The 26230-nt window shown below is 54.5% G+C and carries 23 protein-coding genes; 9 read left to right on the forward strand and 14 right to left on the reverse strand.

Annotated elements, in window-relative coordinates; translation table 11 throughout:
- Positions 1–105 precede the first annotated feature (105 nt).
- On the forward strand, positions 106–3138 hold the full coding sequence (locus ACNAU7_RS01365; RefSeq protein WP_416300008.1) for a DNA translocase FtsK: 3033 nt from the start codon (positions 106–108) through the stop codon (positions 3136–3138).
- Between the two features lie 223 nt (positions 3139–3361).
- Here ACNAU7_RS01365 and ACNAU7_RS01370 read toward each other — a convergent pair whose 3' ends face one another.
- Together ACNAU7_RS01370 and proB are read right to left on the reverse strand one after the other, a co-directional pair.
- On the reverse strand, positions 3362–4624 hold the full coding sequence (locus ACNAU7_RS01370) for a glutamate-5-semialdehyde dehydrogenase (RefSeq protein WP_416300010.1): 1263 nt from the start codon (positions 4622–4624) through the stop codon (positions 3362–3364).
- A gap of 12 nt (positions 4625–4636) precedes the next feature.
- Positions 4637–5746 (reverse strand): glutamate 5-kinase, encoded by a 1110-nt coding sequence (proB, locus tag ACNAU7_RS01375; RefSeq protein WP_416300012.1) that lies wholly within the window; start codon positions 5744–5746, stop codon positions 4637–4639.
- A gap of 244 nt (positions 5747–5990) precedes the next feature.
- On the opposite strand from proB, the gene ACNAU7_RS01380 reads away from it, so the two are divergent.
- Together ACNAU7_RS01380 and ACNAU7_RS01385 are read left to right on the forward strand one after the other, a co-directional pair.
- Positions 5991–7784, forward strand: a complete 1794-nt coding sequence (locus ACNAU7_RS01380) for a 2-isopropylmalate synthase (RefSeq protein ID WP_115118842.1) — start codon at positions 5991–5993, stop codon at positions 7782–7784.
- A 94-nt stretch (positions 7785–7878) separates the two neighbouring features.
- Positions 7879–8541 carry a UPF0149 family protein gene (locus ACNAU7_RS01385; RefSeq protein WP_416300247.1) on the forward strand — a complete coding sequence of 221 codons (663 nt, stop codon included), beginning with the start codon at positions 7879–7881 and terminating at the stop codon, positions 8539–8541.
- A gap of 70 nt (positions 8542–8611) precedes the next feature.
- Here the strand turns inward: ACNAU7_RS01385 and lgt are convergent, their stop codons facing one another.
- On the reverse strand, positions 8612–9460 hold the full coding sequence (lgt, locus tag ACNAU7_RS01390; RefSeq protein WP_416300015.1) for a prolipoprotein diacylglyceryl transferase: 849 nt from the start codon (positions 9458–9460) through the stop codon (positions 8612–8614).
- A 74-nt stretch (positions 9461–9534) separates the two neighbouring features.
- Positions 9535–10665 (reverse strand): M14-type cytosolic carboxypeptidase, encoded by a 1131-nt coding sequence (locus ACNAU7_RS01395; RefSeq protein WP_416300249.1) that lies wholly within the window; start codon positions 10663–10665, stop codon positions 9535–9537.
- A 168-nt stretch (positions 10666–10833) separates the two neighbouring features.
- On the opposite strand from ACNAU7_RS01395, the gene argB reads away from it, so the two are divergent.
- A complete protein-coding gene (gene argB / locus ACNAU7_RS01400) occupies positions 10834–11730 on the forward strand; it encodes an acetylglutamate kinase (protein WP_416300017.1) in 897 nt (298 codons plus the stop codon).
- Positions 11731–12254: 524 nt separating this feature from the next.
- On the opposite strand, the gene ACNAU7_RS01405 is transcribed toward argB, so the two are convergent.
- The 9 genes from ACNAU7_RS01405 to hpnD all read right to left on the reverse strand — a co-directional run bounded on the left by ACNAU7_RS01405 (position 12255) and on the right by hpnD (position 20806).
- Entirely contained in the window at positions 12255–12923 is a 669-nt protein-coding gene (locus ACNAU7_RS01405; protein WP_416300019.1) for an HAD family hydrolase, read from the reverse strand.
- Complete coding sequence (gene hda, locus ACNAU7_RS01410; protein ID WP_003707574.1) at positions 12920–13588, reverse strand: DnaA regulatory inactivator Hda; 669 nt, start codon at positions 13586–13588, stop codon at positions 12920–12922. The genes ACNAU7_RS01405 and hda overlap by 4 nt, the downstream gene beginning before the upstream one ends.
- 104 nt (positions 13589–13692) lie before the next feature.
- On the reverse strand, positions 13693–15462 hold the full coding sequence (locus ACNAU7_RS01415) for an ABC transporter ATP-binding protein/permease (RefSeq protein WP_416300022.1): 1770 nt from the start codon (positions 15460–15462) through the stop codon (positions 13693–13695).
- Positions 15463–15855: 393 nt separating this feature from the next.
- Entirely contained in the window at positions 15856–16503 is a 648-nt protein-coding gene (locus ACNAU7_RS01420) for a DUF799 domain-containing protein (protein ID WP_416300024.1), read from the reverse strand.
- Positions 16500–16868: a DUF4810 domain-containing protein gene (locus tag ACNAU7_RS01425; protein ID WP_196427963.1), complete on the reverse strand. Its 369-nt coding sequence runs from the start codon at positions 16866–16868 to the stop codon at positions 16500–16502. Before ACNAU7_RS01425 ends, ACNAU7_RS01420 begins: the two co-directional genes overlap by 4 nt.
- Before the next feature lie 9 nt (positions 16869–16877).
- A complete protein-coding gene (locus tag ACNAU7_RS01430; protein ID WP_025458375.1) occupies positions 16878–17549 on the reverse strand; it encodes a CsgG/HfaB family protein in 672 nt (223 codons plus the stop codon).
- Positions 17550–17738: 189 nt separating this feature from the next.
- Positions 17739–18458 (reverse strand): SDR family oxidoreductase, encoded by a 720-nt coding sequence (locus ACNAU7_RS01435; protein ID WP_002234876.1) that lies wholly within the window; start codon positions 18456–18458, stop codon positions 17739–17741.
- An 83-nt stretch (positions 18459–18541) separates the two neighbouring features.
- Positions 18542–19855, reverse strand: a complete 1314-nt coding sequence (gene hpnE, locus ACNAU7_RS01440) for a hydroxysqualene dehydroxylase HpnE (RefSeq protein WP_416300028.1) — start codon at positions 19853–19855, stop codon at positions 18542–18544.
- A gap of 78 nt (positions 19856–19933) precedes the next feature.
- Complete coding sequence (hpnD, locus tag ACNAU7_RS01445) at positions 19934–20806, reverse strand: presqualene diphosphate synthase HpnD (RefSeq protein WP_416300030.1); 873 nt, start codon at positions 20804–20806, stop codon at positions 19934–19936.
- A 170-nt stretch (positions 20807–20976) separates the two neighbouring features.
- Here hpnD and hscA point away from each other — a divergent pair, with 170 nt between their 5' ends.
- The 4 genes from hscA (at position 20977) to fdx (ending at position 24918) form a co-directional block, all read left to right on the forward strand.
- Positions 20977–22839 carry a Fe-S protein assembly chaperone HscA gene (hscA, locus tag ACNAU7_RS01450; RefSeq protein ID WP_416300251.1) on the forward strand — a complete coding sequence of 621 codons (1863 nt, stop codon included), beginning with the start codon at positions 20977–20979 and terminating at the stop codon, positions 22837–22839.
- A 234-nt stretch (positions 22840–23073) separates the two neighbouring features.
- Positions 23074–23724 (forward strand): GIY-YIG nuclease family protein, encoded by a 651-nt coding sequence (locus ACNAU7_RS01455; RefSeq protein ID WP_206694993.1) that lies wholly within the window; start codon positions 23074–23076, stop codon positions 23722–23724.
- A gap of 35 nt (positions 23725–23759) precedes the next feature.
- A complete protein-coding gene (locus ACNAU7_RS01460; protein WP_416300032.1) occupies positions 23760–24521 on the forward strand; it encodes a DUF2314 domain-containing protein in 762 nt (253 codons plus the stop codon).
- A gap of 55 nt (positions 24522–24576) precedes the next feature.
- On the forward strand, positions 24577–24918 hold the full coding sequence (gene fdx / locus ACNAU7_RS01465; protein WP_002222474.1) for an ISC system 2Fe-2S type ferredoxin: 342 nt from the start codon (positions 24577–24579) through the stop codon (positions 24916–24918).
- Between the two features lie 273 nt (positions 24919–25191).
- On the opposite strand, the gene ACNAU7_RS01470 is transcribed toward fdx, so the two are convergent.
- Positions 25192–25779 carry an amino acid permease gene (locus ACNAU7_RS01470; protein ID WP_416300036.1) on the reverse strand — a complete coding sequence of 196 codons (588 nt, stop codon included), beginning with the start codon at positions 25777–25779 and terminating at the stop codon, positions 25192–25194.
- A 212-nt stretch (positions 25780–25991) separates the two neighbouring features.
- On the opposite strand from ACNAU7_RS01470, the gene iscX reads away from it, so the two are divergent.
- Positions 25992–26189: a Fe-S cluster assembly protein IscX gene (iscX, locus tag ACNAU7_RS01475; RefSeq protein WP_002248850.1), complete on the forward strand. Its 198-nt coding sequence runs from the start codon at positions 25992–25994 to the stop codon at positions 26187–26189.
- The last annotated feature ends 41 nt before the right edge of the window (positions 26190–26230 follow it).

The raw sequence follows: 26230 nt of genomic DNA on the forward strand, positions 1-26230 counted from the left end.
GAAAGCCGAATCGGTTTCGGCAGAATTGCCGGCCGGTTGTTTTTTTTGGGATGGAAACACGTTAAAATAAACCAATTTAATCGTTTGTCTTGCGGGAAACGGCATATGTTTTGGATAGTTTTGATCGTTATTTTGTTGCTTGCGCTTGCCGGCTTGTTTTTTGTCCGCGCACAATCCGAACGCGAGTGGATGCGCGAGGTTTCTGCGTGGCAGGAAAAGAAAGGGGAAAAACAGGCGGAGCTGCCTGAAATCAAAGACGGTATGCCCGATTTTCCCGAACTTGCCCTGATGCTTTTCCATGCCGTCAAAACGGCAGTGTATTGGCTGTTTGTCGGTGTCGTCCGTTTCTGCCGAAACTATCTGGCGCACGAATCCGAACCAGACAGGTCTGTGCCGCCTGCTTCTGCAAACCGTGCGGATGTTCCGACCGCATCCGACGGGTATTCAGACAGTGGAAACGGGACGGAAGAAGCGAAAACGGAAGCAGCAGAAACTGCGGAGGAAGAGGCTGCCGATACGGAAGACATTGCAACTGCCGTGATCGACAACCGCCGCATCCCATTCGACCGGAGTATTGCTGAAGGGTTGATGCCGTCTGAAAGCGAAATTTCGCCCGTCCGTCCGGTTTTTAAGGAAATCACCTTGGAAGAAGCAACGCGTGCTTTAAACAGCGCGGCTTTAAGGGAAACGAAAAAACGCTATATCGATGCATTTGAGAAAAACGAAACAGCGGTCCCCAAAGTCCGCGTGTCCGATACCCCGATGGAAGGGCTGCAGATTATCGGTTTGGACGACCCTGTGCTTCAACGCACGTATTCCTGTATGTTCGATGCGGACAAAGAAGCGTTTTCCGAGTCTGCGGATTACGGATTTGAGCCGTATTTTGAGAAGCAGCATCCGTCTGCCTTTTCTGCAGTCAAAGCCGAAAATGCACGGAATGCGCCGTTCCGCCGTCATGCAGGGCAGGTGGAGGCAAAATCCCCGGATGTTTCCCAAGGGCAGTCCGTTTCAGACGGCACAGCCGTCCACGATGCCTGCCGCCGCGTTTCCGTCAATTTGAAAGAACCGAACAAGGCAACGGTTTCTGCGGAGGCGCGGGTTTCGCGCCTGATTCCGGAAAGTCGGACGGTTGTCGGGAAACGGGATGTCGAAATGCCGTCTGAAACCGAAAATGTTTTCACGGAAACCGTTTCGTCTGTGGGATACGGCGGTCCGGTTTATGATGAAGCTGCCGATATCCATATTGAAGAACCTGCCGCGCCCGATGCTTGGGTGGTCGAACCACCCGAAGTGCCGAAAGTTCCCATGCCCGCAATCGATATTCCGCCGCCGCCTCCCGTATCGGAAATCTACAACCGTACCTATGAACCGCCGTCAGGATTCGAGCAGGCGCAACGCAGCCGCATTGCCGAAACCGACCATCTTGCCGATGATGTTTTAAATGGAGGTTGGCAGGAGGAAACTGCCGCTATTGCAGATGACGGCAGTGAAGGTGCGGCAGAGCGGTCAAGCGGGCAATATCTGTCGGAAACCGAAGCGTTCGGGCATGACAGTCAGGCGGTTTGTCCGTTTGAAGATGTGCCGTCTGAACGCCCGTCCTGCCGGGTATCGGATACGGAAGCGGATGAAGGGGCGTTTCCATCTGAAGAAACCGGTGCGGTATCCGAACACCTGCCGACAACCGACCTGCTTCTGCCTCCGCTGTTCAATCCCGAGGCGACGCAAACCGAAGAAGAACTGTTGGAAAACAGCATCACCATCGAAGAAAAATTGGCGGAGTTCAAAGTCAAGGTCAAGGTTGTCGATTCTTATTCCGGCCCCGTGATTACGCGTTATGAAATCGAACCCGATGTCGGCGTGCGCGGCAATTCCGTTCTAAATCTGGAAAAAGACTTGGCGCGTTCGCTCGGCGTGGCTTCCATCCGCGTTGTCGAAACCATCCCCGGCAAAACCTGTATGGGTTTGGAACTTCCGAACCCGAAACGCCAAATGATACGCCTGAGCGAAATCTTCAATTCGCCCGAGTTTGCCGAATCCAAATCCAAGCTGACGCTCGCGCTCGGTCAGGACATTACCGGACAGCCCGTTGTAACCGACTTGGGCAAAGCACCGCATTTGCTGGTTGCCGGCACGACCGGTTCGGGCAAATCGGTGGGTGTCAACGCGATGATTCTGTCTATGCTTTTCAAAGCCGCGCCGGAAGACGTGCGTATGATTATGATCGATCCGAAAATGCTGGAATTGAGCATTTACGAAGGCATCCCGCACCTGCTCGCCCCTGTCGTTACCGATATGAAGCTGGCGGCAAACGCGCTGAACTGGTGTGTTAACGAAATGGAAAAACGCTACCGCCTGATGAGCTTTATGGGCGTGCGCAATCTTGCGGGCTTCAATCAAAAAATCGCCGAAGCCGCAGCAAGGGGAGAAAAAATCGGCAATCCGTTCAGCCTCACGCCCGACGATCCCGAACCTTTGGAAAAACTGCCGTTTATCGTGGTTGTGGTCGATGAGTTTGCCGATTTGATGATGACGGCAGGCAAGAAAATCGAAGAACTGATTGCCCGCCTCGCTCAAAAAGCCCGCGCGGCAGGCATCCATTTGATTCTTGCCACACAACGCCCAAGCGTCGATGTCATCACGGGTCTGATTAAGGCGAACATCCCGACGCGTATCGCGTTCCAAGTGTCCAGCAAAATCGACAGCCGCACGATTCTCGACCAAATGGGTGCGGAAAACCTGCTCGGTCAGGGCGATATGCTGTTCCTGCCGCCGGGTACTGCCTATCCGCAGCGCGTTCACGGCGCGTTTGCCTCGGATGAAGAGGTGCACCGCGTGGTCGAATATTTGAAACAGTTTGGTGAGCCGGACTATGTTGACGATATTTTGAGCGGCGGCGGCAGCGAAGAGCTGCCCGGCATCGGGCGCAGCGGCGACGGCGAAACCGATCCGATGTACGACGAAGCCGTATCCGTTGTCCTGAAAACGCGCAAAGCCAGCATTTCGGGCGTACAGCGCGCCTTGCGTATCGGCTACAACCGCGCCGCGCGTCTGATTGACCAGATGGAGGCGGAAGGCATTGTGTCCGCACCGGAACACAACGGCAACCGTACGATTCTCGTCCCCTTGGACAATGCTTGATTTTTTGCAAATGGAAATGCCGTCTGAAGACTGTTTCAGACGGCATTTTTATAGTGGATTAACAAAAATCAGGACAAGGCGACGAAGCCGCAGACAGTACAAATAGTACGGAACCGATTCACTTGGTGCTTCAGCACCTTAGAGAATCGTTCTCTTTGAGCTAAGGCGAGCCAACGCCGTACTGGTTTTTGTTAATCCACTATATCAGACGTTTGAATTCGGATTATTCCCTAACCTGTCCCGTGCCTTGTACGATGTATTTGTAACTCGTCAGCTCTTTCAAACCCATCGGGCCCCGGGCGTGGAGTTTTTGCGTGGAGATGCCCATTTCGCAACCCAAGCCGAATTCGCCGCCGTCGGTAAAGCGTGTGGACGCGTTGACATACACGGCGGCAGAATCGATATGGGTCGTGAAATAGTCCGCAGCGTGGCGGTTTTCGGTAACGATGCCGTCTGAATGGTGCGTGCCGTGCGTTTCGATGTGCCCGACCGCCTCTTCGACCGAAGCGACGGTTTTCACGGCGAGGATGTAGTCTAAAAACTCGGTATCGAAATCGTCTGCACCCGCTGCTTCGCCGCCGATATGCCGCGCCGCCTGCGGATCCAAACGGAAGCGGACGGGCGGCAGTCCGGCTTCTATACGGTCGCGCACCAACAGCCGTTCGAGCTTGGGCAGGAAGTCGGCAGCAATGTCTTCATGCACCAGCAGCACTTCCATCGAGTTGCACACGGACGGACGGCTGGTTTTGGCGTTGTACACGATACGGAGCGCCTTGTCCCAATCCGCGTCCTTGTCGATATAAATGTGGACGATGCCCGTCCCCGTTTCAATGACCGGCACGACGGCATTTTCAACCACCGCCCGTATCAATCCCGCCCCGCCGCGCGGAATCAGCAGATCTAGATAATCTTTCGCCCTCATCATTTCGTAACTGCTTTCGCGCCCGGTGTCTTCAATCAGTTGGAGCGCGTCGGGGTCGATGCGGGTTTGCGCCAACCCCGTTTTCAGGGCGGCAACGATGGCGCGTGCGGATTGGAATGTATCTTTGCCGCTGCGGAGTACGACCGCGCTGCCGCTTTTCAGTGCCAAAGCCGCCGCATCGGAAGTAACGTTCGGACGGCTTTCGTAAATAATGCCGATAACGCCCATCGCAACGCGCTTTTTGACGATTTTCAAGCCGTTGGGCAAAGTCGAGGTTTCCAGTATTTCGCCCACGGGATCAGGCAGCGCGGCAACCGCCCTGATGCCGTCCGCCATCGCGCCAATGCGTTTTTCGTCCAACAAAAGGCGGTCGGTCATGCTTTCGGGAATTTTGCCTGCCGCCGCTTCCAAATCTTGGCGGTTTGCCGCCAAAATATCTTCCGCTGCCGCTTCCAAGCTGTCCGCCATAGCAAGCAACGCGCGGTTTTTTTCTTCCGTATCCGCGGTGTTGATGGATTTTTTTGCCGCTTTGGCAAGGGCAAGCTGTTTTTGTGTGTTTGACATAGGTTTCCTTTTCTAAAATTCGGTCAGAAGCAGGCGTATTTCGGGCGTGATGGAAATCCAATCGTCCCGATGGATGAACACGCCTTTCGCTTTACGCGATTTGAGCAGGTCTTCGGCGGCGGCAGAGCCGAAAAGGACGCGCCCTTTACCCAGGAGCTGTTTGGTTGCGTTGCTGTACACGGTTACGGTGTCCATACGGGAAAAATGCCCTTCGATTCCGGCAATGCCCGACATCAGCAGGCTTTTTCCCTGTTCGGACAAAGCGTGTTCCGCACCTTCGTCCACATAAACGCCGCCCCGGCTTTCGGAATAGAACGCCAGCCATTGCTTCTGCGTCCGCAAACCTTTGGCACGGGGGACGAAAAACGAGCCGTCCGCCTGATTATCTGCCGCTTCGGCAAGTGCATCGGTTTTGAGCGAGGAACAGATATACACCGGTACGCCGGACTCGGTCGCAATCGTTGCCGCTTTGATTTTGGTCAGCATACCGCCCGTGCCGTTTGACGAGCCCGCACCGCCTGCCATTTCGATGATTTCATGGTTGATGTGTTTGATTCTGTCCAGCCGTACGGCATCGGGATTGCTGTTCGGGTTGCCCGTGTAAAGACCGTCTATGTCGGTCAGCAGCACCAAGAGGTCTGCCTGTATCATCGCCGCCACTTGCGCACTCAATGTGTCGTTGTCGCCGATTTTCAACTCCTCAACCGAAACCGTGTCGTTTTCATTGATGATGGGAATCGTGCGGCGTTGCAGCAGCACGGAAAGTGCGCCGACGGCATTTTGGTAGCGGCGTTTGTCGGCAAAGTCGGTGCGGTTGAGCAGGATTTGTGCGGACACGATGCCGTCTGAAGACAGGTTTGCCGTATATTCTTCCATCAGCAGCCCCTGCCCGACGGCGGCAGAAGCCTGTTTGTCGGCGATTTTGACCGGACGTTTTTTGAAACCCAGCGCACCGAACCCTGCCGCAACCGCGCCGGAAGACACCAAGACCAGCTCGTGTCCCGCATGATGCAATGCGGCAAGCTGGCGGGTGATGGTTTGGATTTTGCCGCGCGAGAGGCTGCCGTCCGAATGGGTAATCGAAGATGTGCCGACTTTAAATACGATTCTTTTGTATTTCATTGTTCCGTCCTTGTTGGTTTGTCCTGTCTCGTTGCCGTCTTGTGCCGCCGAATTTGCCCTGTTCTGCCGCAATTGTCAACAATCACGCCGCGCCTGCAATAAAATGGACAAAATGTATAAAATTAATAAAATCTATAGCGGCTTATTGAGATTTTTTCAAATTTATATTGCCGTTTTGTCCAAAATGCGTATAATCCCGTCCATATTTCTGCTGTAGGCTGATTTATTTTAGACAAGGACTACCATGCAATTAGATATAGACCGCTTGGTTGCTTATTTCGGCGGCGTGAACGCGCTTGCCGAAGCGTTGAAACAGCACGATCCCGAAAATGCCGCGACGACCGCCGCCATCTATAAATGGCGCACGCGCGGCTCGCTGCCCCTGGCGCAGCTGCAAAAGCTGACCGCATTGGCGGAAGCGCAAGGCAGACCGCTGGATTTGAATGCTTTTTTACAAAAAAACGAATCTCTGGAGAGAACAGAAATGACACAGACCAACCGCGTAATTATTTTCGACACCACCCTGCGCGACGGCGAACAATCGCCCGGCGCCGCTATGACCAAAGAGGAAAAAATCCGCGTCGCCCGCCAATTGGAAAAATTGGGCGTGGACATCATCGAAGCGGGTTTTGCCGCCGCCAGTCCGGGCGATTTCGATTCGGTCAATGCGATTGCCAAAATCATCACCAAATCCACAGTCTGCTCGCTGGCGCGTGCCGTTGAAAACGATGTGCGTAAGGCAGGCGAAGCCGTTTCGCCTGCGCCGAAAAAACGCATCCATACCTTCATCGCCACCAGCCCCATCCATATGGAGCACAAACTGAAAATGAAGCCGCAGCAGGTCATCGATGCGGCGGTCAAAGCAGTGAAAATCGCCAAAGAATACACCGACGATGTGGAATTTTCCGCCGAAGACGCCGTGCGTTCGGATTTGGACTTCCTCGCCAAAATCTTTACGGCGGTTATCGAAGCGGGTGCGACCACCATCAATATTCCCGATACCGTCGGCTATTCCATTCCTTCCGTGTGGTACGAACGTATCAGCAACATCATCAAAAGCGTGCCCAACGGCGACAAAGTAGTCTGGTCGACCCACTGCCACAACGACTTGGGGATGGCGGTTGCCAATTCGCTGGCCGCTGTTCAGGCAGGCGCGCGCCAGGTGGAATGTACCGTCAACGGTTTGGGCGAACGCGCGGGCAATGCCAGCCTTGAAGAAATCGTGATGGCGTTGAAAGTGCGCCACGACTTGTTCGGCTTGGAAACCGGCATCGACACCACGCAAATCGTGCCTTCGTCCAAACTGGTGTCCACCATTACCGGCTATCCCGTCCAGCCCAACAAAGCCATTGTCGGCGCGAATGCGTTTTCGCACGAGTCGGGCATCCATCAGGACGGCGTGCTGAAACACCGGGAAACTTATGAGATTATGTCCGCCGAATCGGTCGGTTGGGCAACAAACCGTTTGAGCTTGGGCAAATTGTCCGGCCGCAACGCCTTCAAAACCAAGCTGGCGGATTTGGGCATCGAGTTGGAAAGCGAAGAAGCGTTGAACGCCGCGTTTGCCCGCTTCAAAGAACTCGCCGACAAAAAACGCGAAATCTTCGATGAAGACCTGCACGCGCTGGTGTCGGACGAAATGGGCAATATGAATGCCGAAAGCTACAAATTCATTTCCCAAAAAATCAGCACCGAAACCGGCGAAGAGCCGCGCGCCGACATCGTGTTCAGCATCAAGGGTGAAGAAAAACGCGCTTCCGCCACAGGCTCCGGCCCCGTGGATGCGATTTTCAAAGCGATTGAAAGCGTGGCGCAAAGCGGCGCGGCTTTGCAGATTTATTCCGTCAACGCCGTCACGCAAGGTACGGAAAGCCAGGGCGAAACCAGCGTCCGTCTGGCGCGCGGTAACCGCGTCGTCAACGGTCAGGGCGCGGATACCGACGTTTTGGTCGCCACCGCCAAAGCCTACCTTTCCGCTTTGAGCAAACTGGAATTTAGTGCCGCCAAACCGAAAGCGCAGGGCAGCGGTACGATTTGAGCGTGAAAACAGACGATGCCGTCTGAAGCAGAAAAAGGCTTCAGACGGCATTGCGGAGATAATAGGGCGCAAAACCCATTTGAAAAGGAAAATGATGGATTCCCGAAAATTTACCGAAGCGTCCAAACGGCGGTTGGGCGAATTGTTGGATGCCAAAAGCGAACAGGGCAACACGATGCGTTGCGACGAGGTTCAAGGTTTTATGACGGCGCTGTTGAGCGGGCCGGACAAACTGACACCGTTCGACTGGCTGCCGGAAGTGTTGGGCGACGAATCGCAATTTACCGCCGCCGAACGTTCCGAAATCGAACGGCTGGTTTTGGCAATGGCGATGGACATAACCGCCGCGATGTCGGATAAAAAGCTGCCCGATTTGTGGCTTTATGAAAACGAAGACGGCGGCAGCGATTTTTACACTTGGTGCAATGCTTATCTTTACGGTTTGGATATTGTGCCGACCGATTGGTTTGAAGCCGCCGATGATGAAGAGTTTGAAGAGTTGTTTTATCCCATTATGGCGTTGGGCGGCATTTACGACGAAGAGGAAAACGGCTCTATCCGCCTGCAATTCACAGAAGGCGAGCTGGCGGAACTGGAATCCGAGTTGCCTTACGCGCTGGCGGACATTTACCGCTACTGGCAGGCGGTCATCAACAAACCGCAAACCGTCCGCAGGGAAGGGGAAAAAACCGGCAGGAACGATCCCTGTCCTTGCGGCAGCGGCAGGAAATACAAGGCGTGTTGCGGTAAAAATTGACGGCTCGGGCGGAATAAAACGCCGTCTGAAATGCAGTTTGCGTTTCAGACGGCGTTTTTGTCGGAAAGGTTTAGTTTTTCCTGCTGCCGAAGAAGATGAAGCCGGCGATACCTAAAACAATCATCGGGACGCTCAACCATTGCCCCATCGACAGCCCCAAGGTCAGCAGCCCGAGATAGTCGTCGGGTTGGCGTGCAAATTCGGCAATAAAGCGGAACACGCCGTAGCCGCCGAGGAAGAGCGCGGCGGTCTGCCCGGCCGGGCGCGGTTTTTTGGAAAACAGCCACACGGCGATAAACAGGCAGATGCCTTCAAGGGCAAACTGATAAAGCTGCGAGGGATGGCGCGGCAGCATACCGTATTGTTGCAGCCAATCTGCCCAAAGGGGATTGTGCGCGGCGGCTTCGGCATCTTCGTAATGCGCCTGCGGGAAGCCCATTGCCCAAAATGCGTTAATGTCGGTAATGCGTCCCCAAAGTTCGCCGTTGATGAAGTTGCCGATACGGCCGGAAGCTAAACCTAAGGGAACGAGCGGGGCGACCGTGTCCATCAGTTTGAGGAAGCCGATGCCGTGCTTGCGGCTGAACAACCACATGGCAATAACTACACCCAAAAAGCCGCCGTGGAACGACATTCCGCCTTCCCATACTTTAAAAATATCAAGCGGATGGGCAAGGTAGTAGGCGGATTTGTAAAACAGAACGTAACCCAAACGGCCGCCCAAAATCACGCCCAAAATGCCCCAAGTGAGGAAGTCGTCGAGCGATTCTTTGGTAAAAACGGACAAGCCTTGCGCGATGCGCCTTCTGCCGAGAAAGGTAAAAAGAATAAATCCGAGTATGTAGCTTAGGGCATACCAGCGGACGGCAAGCGGACCGATACTGATAAGGACGGGGTCGAATTGGGGATGGATAATCATAATGGGCTTTCGTTTTCAAATGCCGTCTGAAAGACGCAAAAGGGCTTTCAGACGGCATTTTTCAGTGGGGAGTGTCAACGCAAATCGCCGGCGACGTTCAAAATGGCGGAAAGCACCGCTTCGCCCAAACGCAGCGAACGCTGACCGTTCCAGCCGAAATCGTCGTCGGGCAGATTGGCATTGTCTTTGAACGGCATTTCCAGCGTGTAGGCAAGGCAGTTGAAACGGTTGCCGACCCAGTTGGTCGCCAAGGTCATGTTGGCCTGACCGGGCGCGTCTTTTTCGTAGCCGTATTCGTCTTGAAAATCTGGGCTCGCGTTTAAAAGGGCATTTTTAAATTGCGCTTCCAACGCGGCGATGCGTGGATTGTAGTTCGGCACGCCTTCCGTACCTGCAACAAAGACAAAGGGCAGCCCTTCGTCGCCGTGGATATCCAAAAACAAATCTACGCCGGTTTCCAGCATTCTTTCACGCACGAAGAATACTTCGGGACTTTTTTCCACTGTCGGATTTTCCCACTCGCGGTTGAGGTTCGCACCGGCGGCGTTGGTACGAAGGTTGCCCAGTGCCGAACCGTCGGGGTTCATGTTGGGGACGATATAGAACGTGGCGCGGTCGAGCAGGGTGCGCGCGGTCGCGTCCTGAGGGTCGAGCAGCCTGCCGAGCAGCCCCTCGATAAACCATTCCGCCATGGTTTCCCCCGGATGCTGGCGGGCGGTAATCCAGATTTTCAAATCGCTTTCGACCTGATTGCCGATGGTCAGCAGATTGATGTCGCGCCCTTGCACGGTGCTGCCCAAGTCATCGATGCGGCACAGGCCGCTGCCTTGCGCGTCGCCCAAGAGGTTCAGATGCTGTTCTTCGGAGTAAGGTTCGAAATAGGCGTAATACACGCTATTGGACAGCGGGGTATGGTTGATGGTCAGTACGCCGTTTTCATAGCCCGTCGGCACGCGGAACCAGTTGCGTCTGTCGTATGAGGCACACGCCTGATAGCTTTCCCAGCCTTTGGGATAAGCGGCATCTGCCGCATTGTCAAAATGCATGATGCAGTTTTGATATGCCGCCCCTTGCAGCCGGAAGTAGAACCATTGTGCGAAATCGGAGGCGTTGTCGGGACGCAGGGCGAGGCGGATGTTGGAAGGATCGGTCAGGTCTTTGACGACGACCGAACCGGCATCGAAGCGGGTGCTGATTTTAATCATGGGAAAGTCCTTGCTGTCGCCGGTTTCTCGAACCGGATAAACCGCGATTTTACCGCCCGTATCGCAAGGCTTCAACCTGCCCGAGGTCTGCCGGATGCCGTCTGAAGATTGTTTCAGACGGCGTTTGGCGTTAACATAAGCCGAAATTGTCAACAATAGGGAGCCGTTATGGAGTCTGAAAACATGATTTCCGCCGCCGACAAGGCGCGTATCCTTGCCGAAGCGCTGCCTTACATCCGCCGGTTTTCCGGTTCGGTCGTCGTCATCAAGTACGGCGGCAACGCGATGACCGAACCTGCCTTGAAAGAAGGGTTTGCCCGTGATGTCGTGCTGCTGAAACTGGTCGGCATTCATCCCGTCATCGTTCACGGCGGCGGGCCGCAGATCAATGCGATGCTTGAAAAAGTCGGCAAAAAGGGTGAGTTTGTCCAAGGAATGCGCGTTACCGACAAAGAGACGATGGATATTGTCGAAATGGTGTTGGGCGGGCACGTCAATAAAGAAATCGTGTCGATGATTAACACATATGGCGGGCATGCGGTCGGCGTAAGCGGACGCGACGACCATTTCATTAAGGCGAAGAAACTTTTGGTCGATACGCCCGAACAGAATGGCGTAGACATCGGACAGGTCGGTACGGTGGAAAGCATCGATACCGGTTTGGTTAAAGGGCTGATAGAACGCGGCTGCATTCCCGTCGTCGCCCCCGTCGGCATAGGTGAAAAAGGCGAAGCGTTCAACATCAACGCCGATTTGGTGGCAGGCAAATTGGCGGAAGAATTGAACGCCGAAAAACTTTTGATGATGACGAATATCGCCGGTGTGATGAACAAAACGGGCAATCTGCTGACCAAACTCACGCCGAAACGGATTGATGAACTGATTACCGACGGCACGCTGTATGGCGGTATGCTGCCGAAAATCGCTTCTGCGGTTGAAGCCGCCGTCAACGGTGTGAAAGCCACGCACATCATCGACGGCAGGGTGCCCAACGCACTTTTGCTGGAAATCTTTACCGATGCGGGTATCGGTTCGATGATTTTGGGCAGTGGGGAAGATGCCTGAAGCAAAGTCGGAAAATGCCGGCTTTGGCGGGAAGCCGGGTTGTCCGGTTTCCGCTTTTTTGGGTTTCGGGCAATTCCTAAACCGTCATTCCCGCAAAAACAAAAAAAATCAAAAACAGCAAACTGAAATCCCGCCATTCCCGCAAAAACAAAAAATCAAAAACAGCAAACTGAAATATCGTCATTCCCGCGCAGGCGGGAATCTAGACCTGTCGGCACGGAAACTTATCGGATAAAACGGTTTCTCCAACCCTGCGTTTCAGATTCCCACTTTCGTGGGAATGACGGGATTTTAGGATGAAGATGGCGGGAGTCGGTGGATTGGTGGGCTGAAGCCCACCCTACAGCCCACCCTACAGCCCACCCTACAGCCCACCCTACGCCAGGATTACATCACGTCCTACAGCCCGGACTGCAGCACGCCCTATGCAACTGCTTTCGAGGGAATGATGATAGAGGGGTTTCCCTTTGAATTTACTATAAAAATGCCGTCTGAACGCCGAATCGGGCTTCAGACGGCATTTTTTATTTGAAATTCAAAACCGGCCAGCCTTTTTCTTTGGCTTCTTCTTCCAGCTCGGCATCGGGGTTGACGGCGACGGGTTCGCTGACGAGGCGCAGCAGCGGCAGGTCGTTTTTGGAGTCGCTGTAAAAATAGGTTTTGCCGTAGCTTTCGAGCGTTTCGCCGCGTTCGGCAAGCCATTGGTTCAGGCGGGTGATTTTGCCTTCTTTGAGGCTGGGCGTGCCGATGTAGTTGCCGGTGTAGCGGCCGTCGGGCCCGGTTTCAAGTTGCGTGCCGATAATATTGCGAATGCCGAAAAGGCGGCAGACGGGGGTGATGATGAACTCGTTGGTCGAGGAGATGACGAGGGTTTCGTCGCCTGCCATTTGGTGGCTCTGCACCAGCATACGCTGCATAGGCGAGATGTGGGGGATGATGTATTCCGCCATAAATTCGCGGTGAAACTCTGCCAGCTCTTCTTTGCTGTAACGGGCGAGCGGGGCGAGGTGGAATTTGAGGAATGCGTCGATGTCGAGGCAGCTGTTTTGGTAGTCGCGGTAGAATTTTTCGTTTTGCGCTTCGGTTTCGGCAGCGTCAACCAACCCTTTTTTGATGAGGTATTGCGGCCAGGCGTGGTCGGAATCGGTGTTGATGAGGGTGTTGTCGAGGTCGAAGATGGCGAGGTTTTTCATTGGGTTTCCTGTTGTTTCAAAAGCTGGCGCAAAAGCGGCAGGGTGATGCGTTTGCCCATCGTGACGGCGTAGTTGTCCAGCGTGTCGAGCATCATCATCAGGCTGTCCATATCGCGCCGCCAGTGTTTGAGCAGGTATTCGAAAATTTCGGAATCGACGGTTACTTGGCGTGCCGCCGCCATACTGGCGAGCGCGTCGATTTTTTCTTGGTCGGTCAGGGGTTTGACTTCGTAAACGAGGCAGTATGCCATACGCGTCCGCAAGTCTTCGCGGATGACGAGCTGCTGGGGCGTGTATTCCGAACCGAGCAGCAAAAAGCCTTTGCCGCTGTTGCGGAAGCGGTTGAAGATGGAAAAAAGTAGGGCTTGTTCTTCGTTGCCCAGTTTTTCGACTTGATCGACGGCGAGGTATTCCGCCTCAAACGCGGCATCGGTCAGCGGCATGGAGGCGGCATCGATATAGGCGGCGTTTTTGCCGGCTTCGAGCGCCTGTGCGACCCACGCCTGCAAAAGATGGCTTTTGCCCGCGCCTTCTTCGCCCCAAACATAGATGAATTGTCCGTGTTTGTGTCGGAGGACATAGACCAGTTCCGCGTTTTCCGTGCCGAGGAATTTGTCGAAACCCGGATAGTCGTGTGCGGCAAAGTCGAAAATAAGCTGGTTCACGGTTCGGCATTCCGAGGGGTGGTAAACGGGTTTATTGTACGTTGTTTTCGCGTGTCTTTCCAATTTGAACGATGCCGTCTGAAAACGGCTTCAGACGGCATCGTTCAGCCGCAGGCAGCGTTGCCGACATCGAGGTGCATATTGTGGAACACGTTGAGCGTGCTTCGGTGTCCGATGCTGATGATGATGCTGTCGGGCAGTTTTTGCTTTAAGGCGCGGTAGAGTGCGGCTTCGGCCGGTTCGTCCAAGGCGGCGGTGGCTTCGTCGAGCAGGACGATTTTGGGCTTGGAAAGCAGGGCGCGGACGAAGGCGACGCGTTGTAGTTCGCCCGGGGAGAGTTTGTGCTGCCAGTCGTCTGTTTTGTCCAATTTGTCAATCAGATAACCCAAGCGGCAGGTGTTCATGGCTTCGGCTAACTCGGGATGCTGTTTGTCGATATCGGGGTAACAAACCGCGTCGCGCAGGCTGCCCTGTGCCGTGTACGGGCGTTGCGGCAGGAAGAGGATGTCTTGATGCGGCGGACGGCTGACTTTGCCGCTGCTGCCGAACGGCCAAAGCCCCGCCAGCGCGCGCAACAGCGAGGTTTTGCCGCAACCGCTCGGGCCGCGTATCAGCAGGGAATCGCCGCTTTTGAGTTTGATATTGATGCCGTCCAATAAAACTTCGCCGTTGTGGCGGAACAGGGCGACGTTTTCCAGTGCAATGCCGTCTGAAACTTCGCTAATCTCGGGTTGCTGCGCGGTGTGTTGTTCTTCCGTACTCAGCAAAAAGCCGTATAAACGTTCCAACCGGGCGCGGTAGGCGGTGAATTTGTTGTAGAACATCCGGAAAAAAGACAGCGCGTTTTGCAGTCGTGCAAAGGCTTGGACGGTCTGCTGGATGTCGCCGATTTTGATTTGTCCGGCAAACAGGCGCGGCGCTTGCAAAATAATCGGGAAGAGTTTGATGCCGTTGGTGAACATATCGTTAAAGCCGCTTAAGCAGACGCTTTGTCGCGCGATGTGCCAACGGTTGCGGATAATGGCTTTAAAGCGGTCGGAAAGCCGGCCGTGTTCGTGTTGCTCGCCGCTGTAAAACGCCACGCTTTCGGCGTGGTCGCGCACGCGGATGAGGGAATAACGGTAGTCCCCGTTGAGCTTTTCGTTTTCATAGTTGTAACGAATCAAGGGGTTGCCTATCCACATCGCGATAAAGGTCGCCAAAATCACAAAAATAAAGACAAACCAAACGATGCCGTGCGGAATGTCGAAGCCGAACACGGTCAGGATGCCCGCCAAGCCCCACAAAACAACGGCAAATTCCAACGAGGTAACGACCGAATTGATCATACCGCGCACAAATTCAATGGTCGAGGCGATAAATTCCTGCGCGTCCTGTTGGATACGCTGGTCGATGTTGTCCGGCGCGTGGCGGCGCATTTGCAGGCGGTAGTAGTTTTTGCCGGCAAGCCAGCGCGTGGTCAGCACTTCGTTGAGCCGCTCCGACCATTTAATCGCCAAGCCTTGATCGAGAAAGTCGTTGACGACGTTGTTAAACGCCCGTATCAGCACCACGCCCGCGTTCATTGCGGCAAACATCCAAAATGCCGAAGCATTCAAATCCTGCATCGAGTCGTAAAGCCCTTTGGACATAAAGGTACTTAACACATTCAGCCGCACTTCGGTTAACAGCAGCGTAATCATCGCCGTAATCAGCAGCAAGACTTTGACCGTACTTTTCGGTGTCAGGCAAAGGCGCAGGATATAGGCAAACTCGCGCCCGAAGCGCGTTTTCCGTGTCAAAAACAGAATCACCGCTGAAGCGGCGGCGACCGTCAATAAGGTCTGCAACAGCCAAGACGGCGTGGAATAAAGCTCGGTTTGCCATTTCTGCATGGGAAGTCTCTTACGGTATCAATGCCGTCTGAAAAAGACGGGTACAGTTGATTTTTTGATGAAGTTTGGGGAAGTTTTGCCGGTCAGGGCATATTGCTTGTTATAGTGGATTAAATTTAAATCAGGACAAGGCGACGAAGCCGCAGACAGTACAGATAGTACGGCAAGGCGAGGCAACGCTGTACTGGTTTAAATTTAATCCACTATAATTTACCATACAACCACGCCGGAATTAAGTTTGAATTTGAATAAAAGGTTCGGGTTCTGCAAAATACAGAACCCGAACCTTGTTCGGATATTGAAATCGGCTGCCCGATTTTGGGCGGTGCGGCTTGGAAGTATCAAGATTCGCATATGCCGTCTGAAGCTCGGAGAGGTTCGGACGGCATATGCTTATTTGGGCTGCTCTTCGACGAATCTCGGACCTTTCAAGATGCCGTTGCGGGAATAGGGCGACAGCAGGTTGTATGCGGCGGTTTTGGAAACTTGATAACCGCGGTCGGTCAGGCTGTTGGCAATCTGGTTGACCACTGCGCTGACCAAAGCACCCAGCAGGCCGCTGTTGCTGTTGTTGCTGCCTTCGCGGATACTGGCCGAACCCGACCACAACACTTTCCCGTTGCGGGAATCGACCAGCCGTGCTCTGGCGGATACGCTGGTTACGCTGTCTAAAATTTGATATGAAGTGCCGTATTCGGTAATTGTAATGTACAAAACCGCATCATTGCCGAAAATCTGATGCAGTTTTTCCGGCCGGACGGCGTGAATATCGGCGGCATTGGTCAAACCGTTTTGTTTGAAGGTTTCCTCCACGACTGCGGCGGGGAAGACGTAATAGCCGGCTTCGGAAAGCGGCTCGGCGGTCGAAGCCAGCATCCCCCAAGCGCCGTTGACATCGGGCGATTCGTTCAGGGGCGGTACGACCAGAATCGAGGCGGGCTTGCTTTCTTTGAATGCCGTGTAGTCGAAATCGGGAGCTTTTTGAACTTGGCAGGCAGACAGTGCCAACACGGCGGCAAGCCCTAAAATCAAAGGTTTCATCGCTTGCCTCCTTTACCGGTTTTCATCAGGAAGTCCATAAATACGCCCGATTCGGGAAACAGCTTTTTCTCTTCTTCAAACTGGCGGAACGCGCCCTCTTTGTCTCCCGAACGGGAAAGCAGCAGTCCCAGATGGGCGTGCGCACCCGGGGCGGCATTCATTTTTTTGTTGCCGGCTTCCACAAAGTATTTTTCCATCTTTTCGGTCTGCTTGCCCAACGAAGTGTCGTCGTTTTTCAAACCTTCATAGACAGTATCGGGATAGTCGCCGTAATAATACAGGTTTTTATGCCCGCCGCCGCCGCAGGCGGTCAGAGCCAAGACCGCCGCACACAGCGACAAACGGCTCAAGGTTTTCGGATTCATCATTTGTCCTTAACGGTTGGGTTGCCATGCGCCGTTGTCGACAGCCTGAACCAGGTTGTTGACGGCTTCGCGGATTGCCAAGTCTAAAACTTTGCCGTTCAAAGTCGCATCGTAGCCGGAAGTGCCGCCGAAACCGATGATTTCGCGGTTGGAAAGTGCGTATTCGCCCGCGCCCTGTGTGGAATAGACGATTTCGGAAGTATTGACGTTGACGATATTCAGAGCCACTTTTGCATAGGCGATTTGCGATTTGCCGCGACCCAAAATGCCGAAGAGCTGATGATCGCCGACATCTCTGCGCCCGAATTCGGTTACATCGCCGGTAACGACATAATCTGCGCCTTTCAGGTTTTGCATTTTGCCGGAAATGCCGGATTCCTGTTTCAATGCGCTAAGGTTGGTGCGGTTCAGTACGTTGAAGCGGTTGGTTTGTTGCAGGTGCGTTACCAGAATGGTTTTCGCCTGGCTGCCCAAACGGTCTTCCCCGTCGGAGAAAATGCCTTTTTGGAAGCTGGAGCGGTTGTCGAATGTTCCAACGGAAATCGGGGTGCGAACACCGTGATATTGCGTATTGTAGGAGGCGACTTTTGCTACCTCGAGGCTGCGTGAGGATTCGGTCGCACAGCCGGTCAGTGAAACGGCAGCAGCGGCAAAAGCGATGGCGGCGGAAATTTTCTTCATAAAACCTACTCCAAAATTGTTAGAGGAATAAAGAGGTTGTTATTATTATTTGCATGTAATTTTTAGTCAAGGTGTTTTTGTCTGTCGGGGTGTCGAAAGATTTGCCTGTGTCGGCATATTGCGGATATGGCGTGCTTTTTGATGCCGTCTGAAAAGAAGGGCGGGTGTGGAACCTGCCCTTTGGGGGATTTAGAGGTAAACGATTTCGCCGCTCCGCCCTTTGCTTTCGGCACTTGCCCACCAGACAAATGCGGGCAGCACGTCCCCGTAGCTTTTGCGTTCGCTTTTGGCTTCGCCCGGATGGGATTTGATGCGTTGCGGAGAATTGATGGGGCCGGGGACGAGGACGTTGGCGCGCAGGTTGCCGAAGCGTTCCCATTCGTCGGCGGCGACTTTGCACAGGTAGTTCAACGCGGCTTTGGACGCGCCGAAGCCGCCCCAGTAGGCTTTGGGTGTTTCGCCGTGGCTTTCGCCGACGAAGATGACGGACGCGTCGGGCGACTGCTTCAGCAGCGGGAACAGGGCGCGGGTCAGCCCCATCGGGGCGACGGTGTTGATGCGGTATTGGTTGACCCATTCGGCGACGGTTTGGAAATCCAGCGGCGAGAGCGCGTAAAAATAGCCGGCGCAGTGGACGATACCGTCTAGTTTGCCTTGAGTGGCTTCGGCAATAGTGGCGGCGAAATGTTCAAATTCTTTTTCTTCCGCGCTAATAAGGTCAAAGCAGATGGCGAATGGTTCGGGGTATCCGGCTTCGACAATCGCGTCATACACTTTTTCCAGTTTTTTCTGATGACGGGCAACCAAAATCACAGTCGCGCCTGCTGCCGCATAGGCTTTGGCAACCTGTTCGCCCAGCCCTTGCGATGCGCCGGTAACTAAGATGGTTTTGTCGGTCAGTGTCGCCATACTTTTTCCTTTTTGGTGGTCGGTCGGGGGTATTTTAGCGTTTTGCCGCACCTTGTAAAGCGTCCCGATGCCGGCCGGCGTTTTCAGACGGCATCGTTCAGGCTTTGCAGGCAGGCTTCCGCCGCCGCGAAACCTGATTGTACGGCGGCTTCGAGCGTGGCGGGGTAGTCCGGGTGGAGGTAGTCGCCGGCGGGGAAGATGCGGTGCCGGTGCAACCACGACAAATCCGGCGGCGGGGCATCGGCTGCGGTTGTGGCGCGTTTTTCGGTGATGACGCGCACGGCTTCGGGTTCGCCCAAATGCGGAAGGATGCGTTTGAGGTCGGCGTGAACTTTGTCCGCCCACGCCCGGTTTGCAAACGCGCCGACGCGGTCGGAAACGCTGATGACGGCGGACACTTCGTTTTCAGGCAGTCCGAGCCTGCCCCGGCAAAGCAGCCATTGCACCGTGCCGTCGGCAAGTCCGGTCAGCGGGGCGGGCAGGCGGACGGGTTCGGCGTAGCGCAGATAGACGGTGGTAATGGCGTGATAGCGAAGGTTTTGATATGCCGTCTGAACGTGTTCGGGCGTGCCTTCGGGCAGGAGCGCGGCGGCGTGGTAGGGCGCGGTGGCGGGGACGGCGGCATCGAAAGGTTCGCCGTTGACGAGCACTTTCCCGTCCGGGAGGGTGTTCAGACGGCATACGCGCGTTTCGAGGCGGATGTCCGCGCCGAGCCGCTGAAGTTCCGCCAAGGCGGGTTCGGCGACGATTGCGCCCAAATCCTGCTTGGGTAGGAGATAGTCGCTGCCGGATTTTTTCGTCAGCACGCCGTCGGACAAAACGTTGCACAACACGCGCAGGCTTGCGGTTTCCAAAGGCGTGTTGAGCGCGCCCCAAACCAAGGGCTGCCAAAACTGCATTACGGCGGCACGCGGCACGTTCCGCTGTTTCAGCCATTGCGCCACTGTCGTGTCGGGCTGTCCGAGGCGTGCGGACTTCTGCAAATCGGACATATCGGCAAGCAGTTTGGCTTTGAATGCGGTCGGTGCGCGCCGGGCAAGCAGCACGCCGCCCAAAATATGCAGCGGCGCGGGCAGGGGGAGGGCGCGGAACTGCAAACCGCCGTGTATATGCCAGTGCAGCGGTACGCGCAAAAAGGCGGCACGGGGGTCTGAACCGATGGTTTTCATCAGGCGCAACACGCCCCGGTATGCGCCGAGTAAAATATGCTGCCCGTTGTCCAAAAAACCGAAACCGTCGGTATTTCCGGCCAATGTGCGCGCCCTGCCGCCCGCCTGCCTGCCGGCTTCAAACAGGGTAACGTCGGCGTGCCGCGCCAAGGTGACGGCGGCGGACAAGCCGGCCCAGCCTGCGCCGATGACGGCGATTTTCGGGCGCGGATGCGGCGTGTTCATCATTTATTCCTCCAATGGTTGAAACCCCGTTTTTCGGAGCGGCGGGGGTTGGGTTTTCCTGAAGGGCGGGCGGTATGCGCCTTATGCCCGTTCCGGCGTGCAGGGGCGCGGTTTGAATCCGAATAACCAGGTTTTCAGGGCAATGCGTTTTTTGCGCGGCGAAGGGAGGGCGATTTTGTATTTGAGGACGTTTTGCGCGCCGTCTCGGTCGATTTCGTTCAACAGCGCGTAATAAACCGCCGCCATGACCAGTCCGACTTTTTGGGCTTTTTTATCGGCGGCCGGCAGCAGCGATACGGCTTCGCGGTAGGTTTCGCGGGCGCGTTTGATTTGGAACGCCATCAATTCGGCAAAATTGTCCGTCGGGCTGCATTGCAAAATCACGCTTGCGGGTACGTCAAACCGCCGCATTTCCTCCATCGGCAGGTAAATCCGTCCCCTGCGTGCATCTTCGCCGACATCGCGGATGATGTTGGTCAGTTGCAGCGCAAGACCCATTTTATCCGCGTATTCCAGCGTTTTGCCGTCTGAAAACCCCAAAATCCGCGCAATCAGGCAGCCGACCACGCCTGCAACACGGTGGCAATACAGTTTCAATTCTTCAAAACTACCGTAACGCGCCCGAACCAAATCCATCTGCATCCCGTCGATTAAGGCTTCCAGTTCATATTTCGGCAGCTTGAAGGTTTCTTTAACCTGCCGCAAGGCCTGATTGACGGGGTGTTCCGGTATCGCGCTGCCGAACACCTTGTCCAAATCGCCGCGCCACCAGTTCAATGTTGCCTGTGCAACATCGGGGTTGGAACATTCGTCAACCACATCGTCTAATTCGCGGCAAAAAGCATACAAAACCGTTACCGCATCCCGTTTTTCCTGCGGCAGGAAACGGAAGCCCGATAAAAAACTGGAGCGGCTTTCTTCTGCTTTTTGACGGCAATAGTCGAGTCCTTTCACGATTTATATTCCTAATGATGGGCGGGAAAGGCGGATTTTATCGGCATTTGGCGGCAGAGGGCAATTTCGGCGGCACGACCCAATCCTTAGCGGTTTGCTCAACTATCGGCGCAAATTCTGTTAAAATGTCGCTTTCCTTCCTTTACACACCGCACCGACAGGCAGAATTTATGGCTCTTTTGCAGATTTCAGAACCGGGTATGTCCGCCGCCCCGCACCGGCACCGTTTGGCGGCAGGCATCGATTTGGGTACGACCAACAGCTTGGTTGCCACCGTCCGCAGCGGCAGTGCCACCTGTCTGCCCGATGCCGAAGGGCGCGTTACCCTGCCTTCCGTCGTCCGCTATCTGGAAAACGGCGGCATTGAAGTCGGTAAAACCGCCCTGTCCGCGCAAAAATCCGACCCGCTGAACACCGTCAGCTCCGCCAAACGCCTTATCGGACGGACGCTTGCCGATCTGCATCAAAATACGCATTACCTGCCTTACCGTTTCGGTGAAAATCAACGCGTTATCGAATTGCACACGCGTCAAGGTGCCAAAACGCCTATCGAAGTGTCGGCGGAAATCCTCAAAATCCTTAAATCACGTGCCGAAGAAACCTTGGGCGGCGATTTGGTCGGAGTGGTGATTACCGTTCCCGCCTATTTCGACGATGCCCAACGCCAGGCCACCAAAGATGCCGCGCGTCTGGCGGGTTTGAACGTATTGCGCCTGCTCAACGAACCCACCGCCGCCGCAATCGCCTACGGGCTGGACAACGCCTCGGAAGGCACGTTTGTCGTCTATGACTTGGGCGGCGGCACATTCGACGTATCCGTATTGCAACTGACCAAAGGACTGTTTGAAGTCAAAGCCACCGGCGGCAACAGCGCGTTAGGCGGCGACGATTTCGACCATCGTTTGTTCTGTTACCTGCTCGAACAAAACGGACTCTCCCAACTCAACGAACAAGACAGCCAACTCCTGCTCTCGCTCGTCCGCGCCGCCAAAGAACAATTAACCACGCAAACCGAAGTGCGCATTCAGGCGACGCTTTCAGACGGCATGGCAATCGACACACGCATCAGTCGCGCCGAGTTCCACAACCTAACGCAGCATTTGGTGATGAAAACGCTCGAGCCGGTCAAACAGGCGTTGAAAGACGCCGGTGTCGGTAAAAACGAAGTCAAAGGCGTGATTATGGTCGGCGGTTCGACCCGTATGCTGCACGTTCAACAGGCAGTCGCCACCTTTTTCGGACAAACCCCGCTGAACAACCTCAACCCCGACGAAGTCGTCGCACTCGGTGCAGCCATACAGGCAAACGTCCTCGCCGGCAACAAAGCCGACGGCGAATGGCTGCTGCTGGACGTTACGCCCTTGTCGCTCGGTTTGGAAACCTATGGCGGCCTTGCCGAAAAAATCATCCCGCGCAATTCCATCATCCCCACCGCGCGCGCACAGGACTTTACCACCTTCAAAGACGGTCAAACCGCGATGACGATACACGTCGTGCAAGGCGAACGCGAACTGGTTGCCGACTGCCGCAGCCTTGCCAAATTCACCCTGCGCGGCATTCCGCCGATGGCGGCGGGTGCGGCGCGTATCCGTGTAACCTTCCAAATCGATGCGGACGGGCTGCTGTCCGTTTCCGCCCAAGAACAAAGCACCGGCGTACACGCGCAAATCGAAGTCAAACCCTCCTACGGTTTGGATGACGACACCATCACCCAAATGCTCAAAGACAGCATGAGTAACGCCGCCGAAGACATGGCGGCACGTGCCCGAGCCGAAGCCGTGGTCGAAGCCGAAAGCCTGACCGATGCCGTCAACGCCGCCCTCGAGTTGGACAGCGATTTACTGGATGCCGAAGAATTGCAACAGATCCGGCAAGGCATCGCCGATTTGCAAGGCCGTCTGAAAGACGGAAAAGCCGAAAACATCCGTGCCGCCGCCGCCAAACTCGGCAGAATCACCGACAACTTCGCCGCCAAGCGCATGAACCGCAACATCCAACGTGCGCTGACAGGTCAAAGCGTTGATAATATTTGACGGCAAATGGTTTCAGACGGCATAGAGATAACCTGATGCCGTCTGAAGGCTCGAAAACACTTGAAAAACATCGATATGGAAAAGTCAGGCATTGTCTATCTGATGAAGACCGTCATCAAGGGCGTGTATAGTGAATTAAATTTAAACCAGTACAGCGTTGGCTCGCCTTAGCTCAAAGAGAACGATTCTCTAAGGTGCTGAAGCACCAAGTGAATCGGTTCCGTACTATTTGTACTGTCTTCGGCTCGCCGCCTTGTCCTGATTTTTGTTAATTCACTATATAAAATCGGCATTCCGGACGTAAGCAATTTTGGAGGCAGAATGCGTCATTTGGAAAACAACGGCTATGCGAACGTTGCCGGATTGGAACGCATCCTTGCCATCAAAACCGACAATTACAAAGAAAAAGAAAACCTGCTCCATGAAATTTTCAGCAAAAGCAGAATAGGCGATACCGAATTGTTCGCCGTGGACGAAAACCTTGTGAAACGTTTGTTTTTATCACTTCGCGGCGAAATCGTATTCCCGAAAAACGAAACGGCGGAATCGGAATTTGAAAAAAGCGTCCACGAACGCAGGCAGGAAGGGAATGCCGGGTCCGGCCGCAAACAACTGCTTGATTTGGTACGGCGCGGACACCGGGAATACCCTTACGCGCTGCCCCGGCTTTTGGCGGGCGCGGCATCCTACAAGCCGAAAAAATCGAAAATCCGCCTTTTTAAAGAAGCATATTCCCGCAAAAGCGGCACGAGGCTGACCGACGAAATTGCAGACGGCATCCATATTTACACCTGTTTTTCACGGGCGGATTTGGAAAAAGCCTATTCCGAATATTTGGAACTTTTCAAATCCGAATCGGATGCCGAAGGCAGAAAACCGCGGTAAGGTGCAAACAGATACCGTACACGTTGAGGAGCAGTATGATGGGCGATTCCGTCATTTATTATGTAGAACAGGCAGACGAACCGGTAAACCGCGCCGGCGAACGCGCCCGTAAAACATTCAAATACTTTTGGCGTGAGCTTTTTTGGGAACGCCGCCGCATTATTCCCGCCCTGGATTTTGCCATGGTCAAAGTCCCTTTTTTCCAAGACGGCGAAGACGGCGAAATTTGCGAACATATGTGGATCGACGATATTTATTTTGACGGTCTTTATATTTACGGTGTGCTGAACAATGAACCCGGCGGACTGACCAATGTCGAACAAGGCGAAAGCGTTTGCGTTCCGGTTGACGACATCAGCGACTGGATGTTCGTGTGCAACGGCATTCCCTACGGCGGCTTTACCGTACAGGTAATGCGCGGGCAGATGACGGAAGAGGAGCGCGCAGAACACGATGCCGCATGGGGAATCGATTTCGGCGATCCCGGGCAGGTATTGCTGGTGTATGAAGAAAAAGAACATCCCGAAAATCTGGAAGAGCATCCGATGTGCCGGAACTGTATTGACGATTTTCGGCAACAGTTGTCCCAAAATCCGGATTTTCTGCATGAGCAGGACGAAGACGGCTATACGCCGCTTCATCATGAAGCCATCGCAGGAAATGCACTTATGGTTCAAGCCATGCTTGAATACGGCGCAAATCCTGCCTCAACGACATCGGAAGGCTATACCGCCCTTGATTTTGCCCGCCTGACGGGCTGGCAAAATGTTGCCGACCTGCTCGAACCGCGACATTAGGCAGACAGTTTTCCGAAAAACGGACACAAACACTTTTTACAGAAAGACAATAAAAATGCCCAAAATCACCGTACTTCCACACACGACATTATGCCCCGAAGGCGCGGTTATCGACGACGCGCCGGAAGGCAAAACCGTCCTCGACGTACTGCTCGACCACGACATCGAAGTCGATCACGCCTGCGAAAAATCCTGCGCCTGCACCACCTGCCACGTCATCATCCGCAAAGGTTTCGACAGTTTGGAAGAACCGACCGAATTGGAAGAAGACCTGCTCGACCAAGCATGGGGTTTGGAAGCCGATTCGCGCCTGAGTTGTCAGGCGGTTGTCGCCGGCGAGGATTTGATTGTGGAAATCCCCAAATACACCATCAACCACGCGCGAGAAGAACACTGAAAACAGACCGTCTGAAGCCGGCGCGCTTCAGACGGCATTGTTGCGCGGATAAGGCGCAATCGCCCGAAAACAGGCGTTCGTACAGGCGGAACTTTCGATTCTATAGTGAATTAAATTTAAATCAGGACAAGGCGGCGAGCCGCAGACAGTACAAATAGTACGGTAAGGCGAGCCAACGCTGTACCGGTTTAAATTTAATTCACTATATATTGATTTTTATCGGTTTTCTGACGGAATTCCGAGACGGATTACTCAGACGCGATGCACGGGTATTTATCGGTTTTGCAGCCGGAAAAACCGCCGGCGGGTTACTTTCAGGGCGGCGGTCGGGCGGTATGCCGGATAGCGTTCCACTTTCGCTTCTATATTGATTTTGATTGGTTTTCTGACGGAACGACCCGATGCGGCATCCGGGACGGCTTGTGTTTCTTCCTGCCCGCCTGCCGGATATTCCTGTACTTGCACGAAACCGAAAGAGGTGGCGGCGCGGCGGACAAGCTCGAGATAGCGTCCTTCAAGCTCAGGGCAGGCGGCGGACACGCTTTCTGCCGTAACCGTGAAGCCGCCGCCCGACCCGGCAAGGCGTTCCGCAATCTGCGTGTAGATGCGCCAACGTTGGGCGCGCAACATTGCCGCATCGCAACCGGCAGCCGCTTTATCCAAGGCAATCAGGCCGCGCCTGCTCCGGTAGTGAAGGCAAACTGTTACTCTGGAGAGGATATGCTGCCCGTCCAATATTTGATACAGTTTGCGTATCAGCAAAATCAGGCGGTCAAACTCCTCCATCTTCGACAGGGGGTCGGGATGGTCGGAAGCGGTATAAACCAGTTTGGACAATTTTGCGGCAAACATATTGTTCATCAATCTTCCTTGTCGGTTGAAACCCCGCCCTTCAGGGCGGTAGAATCAGATTTGTTTGGGAGGGACAACTCCTCCCAGATTGGGACGGCACATAGGCTGGTGCTTGATGTGTTGTCCGGCGAGTTGAAACATTCAGCCATCCTCAAAGGGCGGCAGTTTTGCAGAAACATATTCTACACGGCTTCAATGCCGGACGATAAAAGGAAATTCATATGAAATGGACCGATACCCGGCGTATCGCCGAAGAACTCTACGACCTGCACGGCGAAACCATCGATCCCAAAACCGTGCGCTTTACCCAACTGCGCGACCTGATTATGGCATTGCCCGAATTTGACGACGACCCCGCCCGTTGCGGCGAACGCATCCTCGAGGCCGTGCAGCAGGCATGGATAGACGAGGCAGAATAAGTTTCGGGAATGCCGTCTGAAATGCGGCGGTACGCGGTTCG

Origin of the sequence: Neisseria sp. LACPHL-SPEC-2024-00856, from assembly GCF_047915665.1 — a bacterium.
GTDB classification, from domain to species: domain Bacteria; phylum Pseudomonadota; class Gammaproteobacteria; order Burkholderiales; family Neisseriaceae; genus Neisseria; species Neisseria polysaccharea.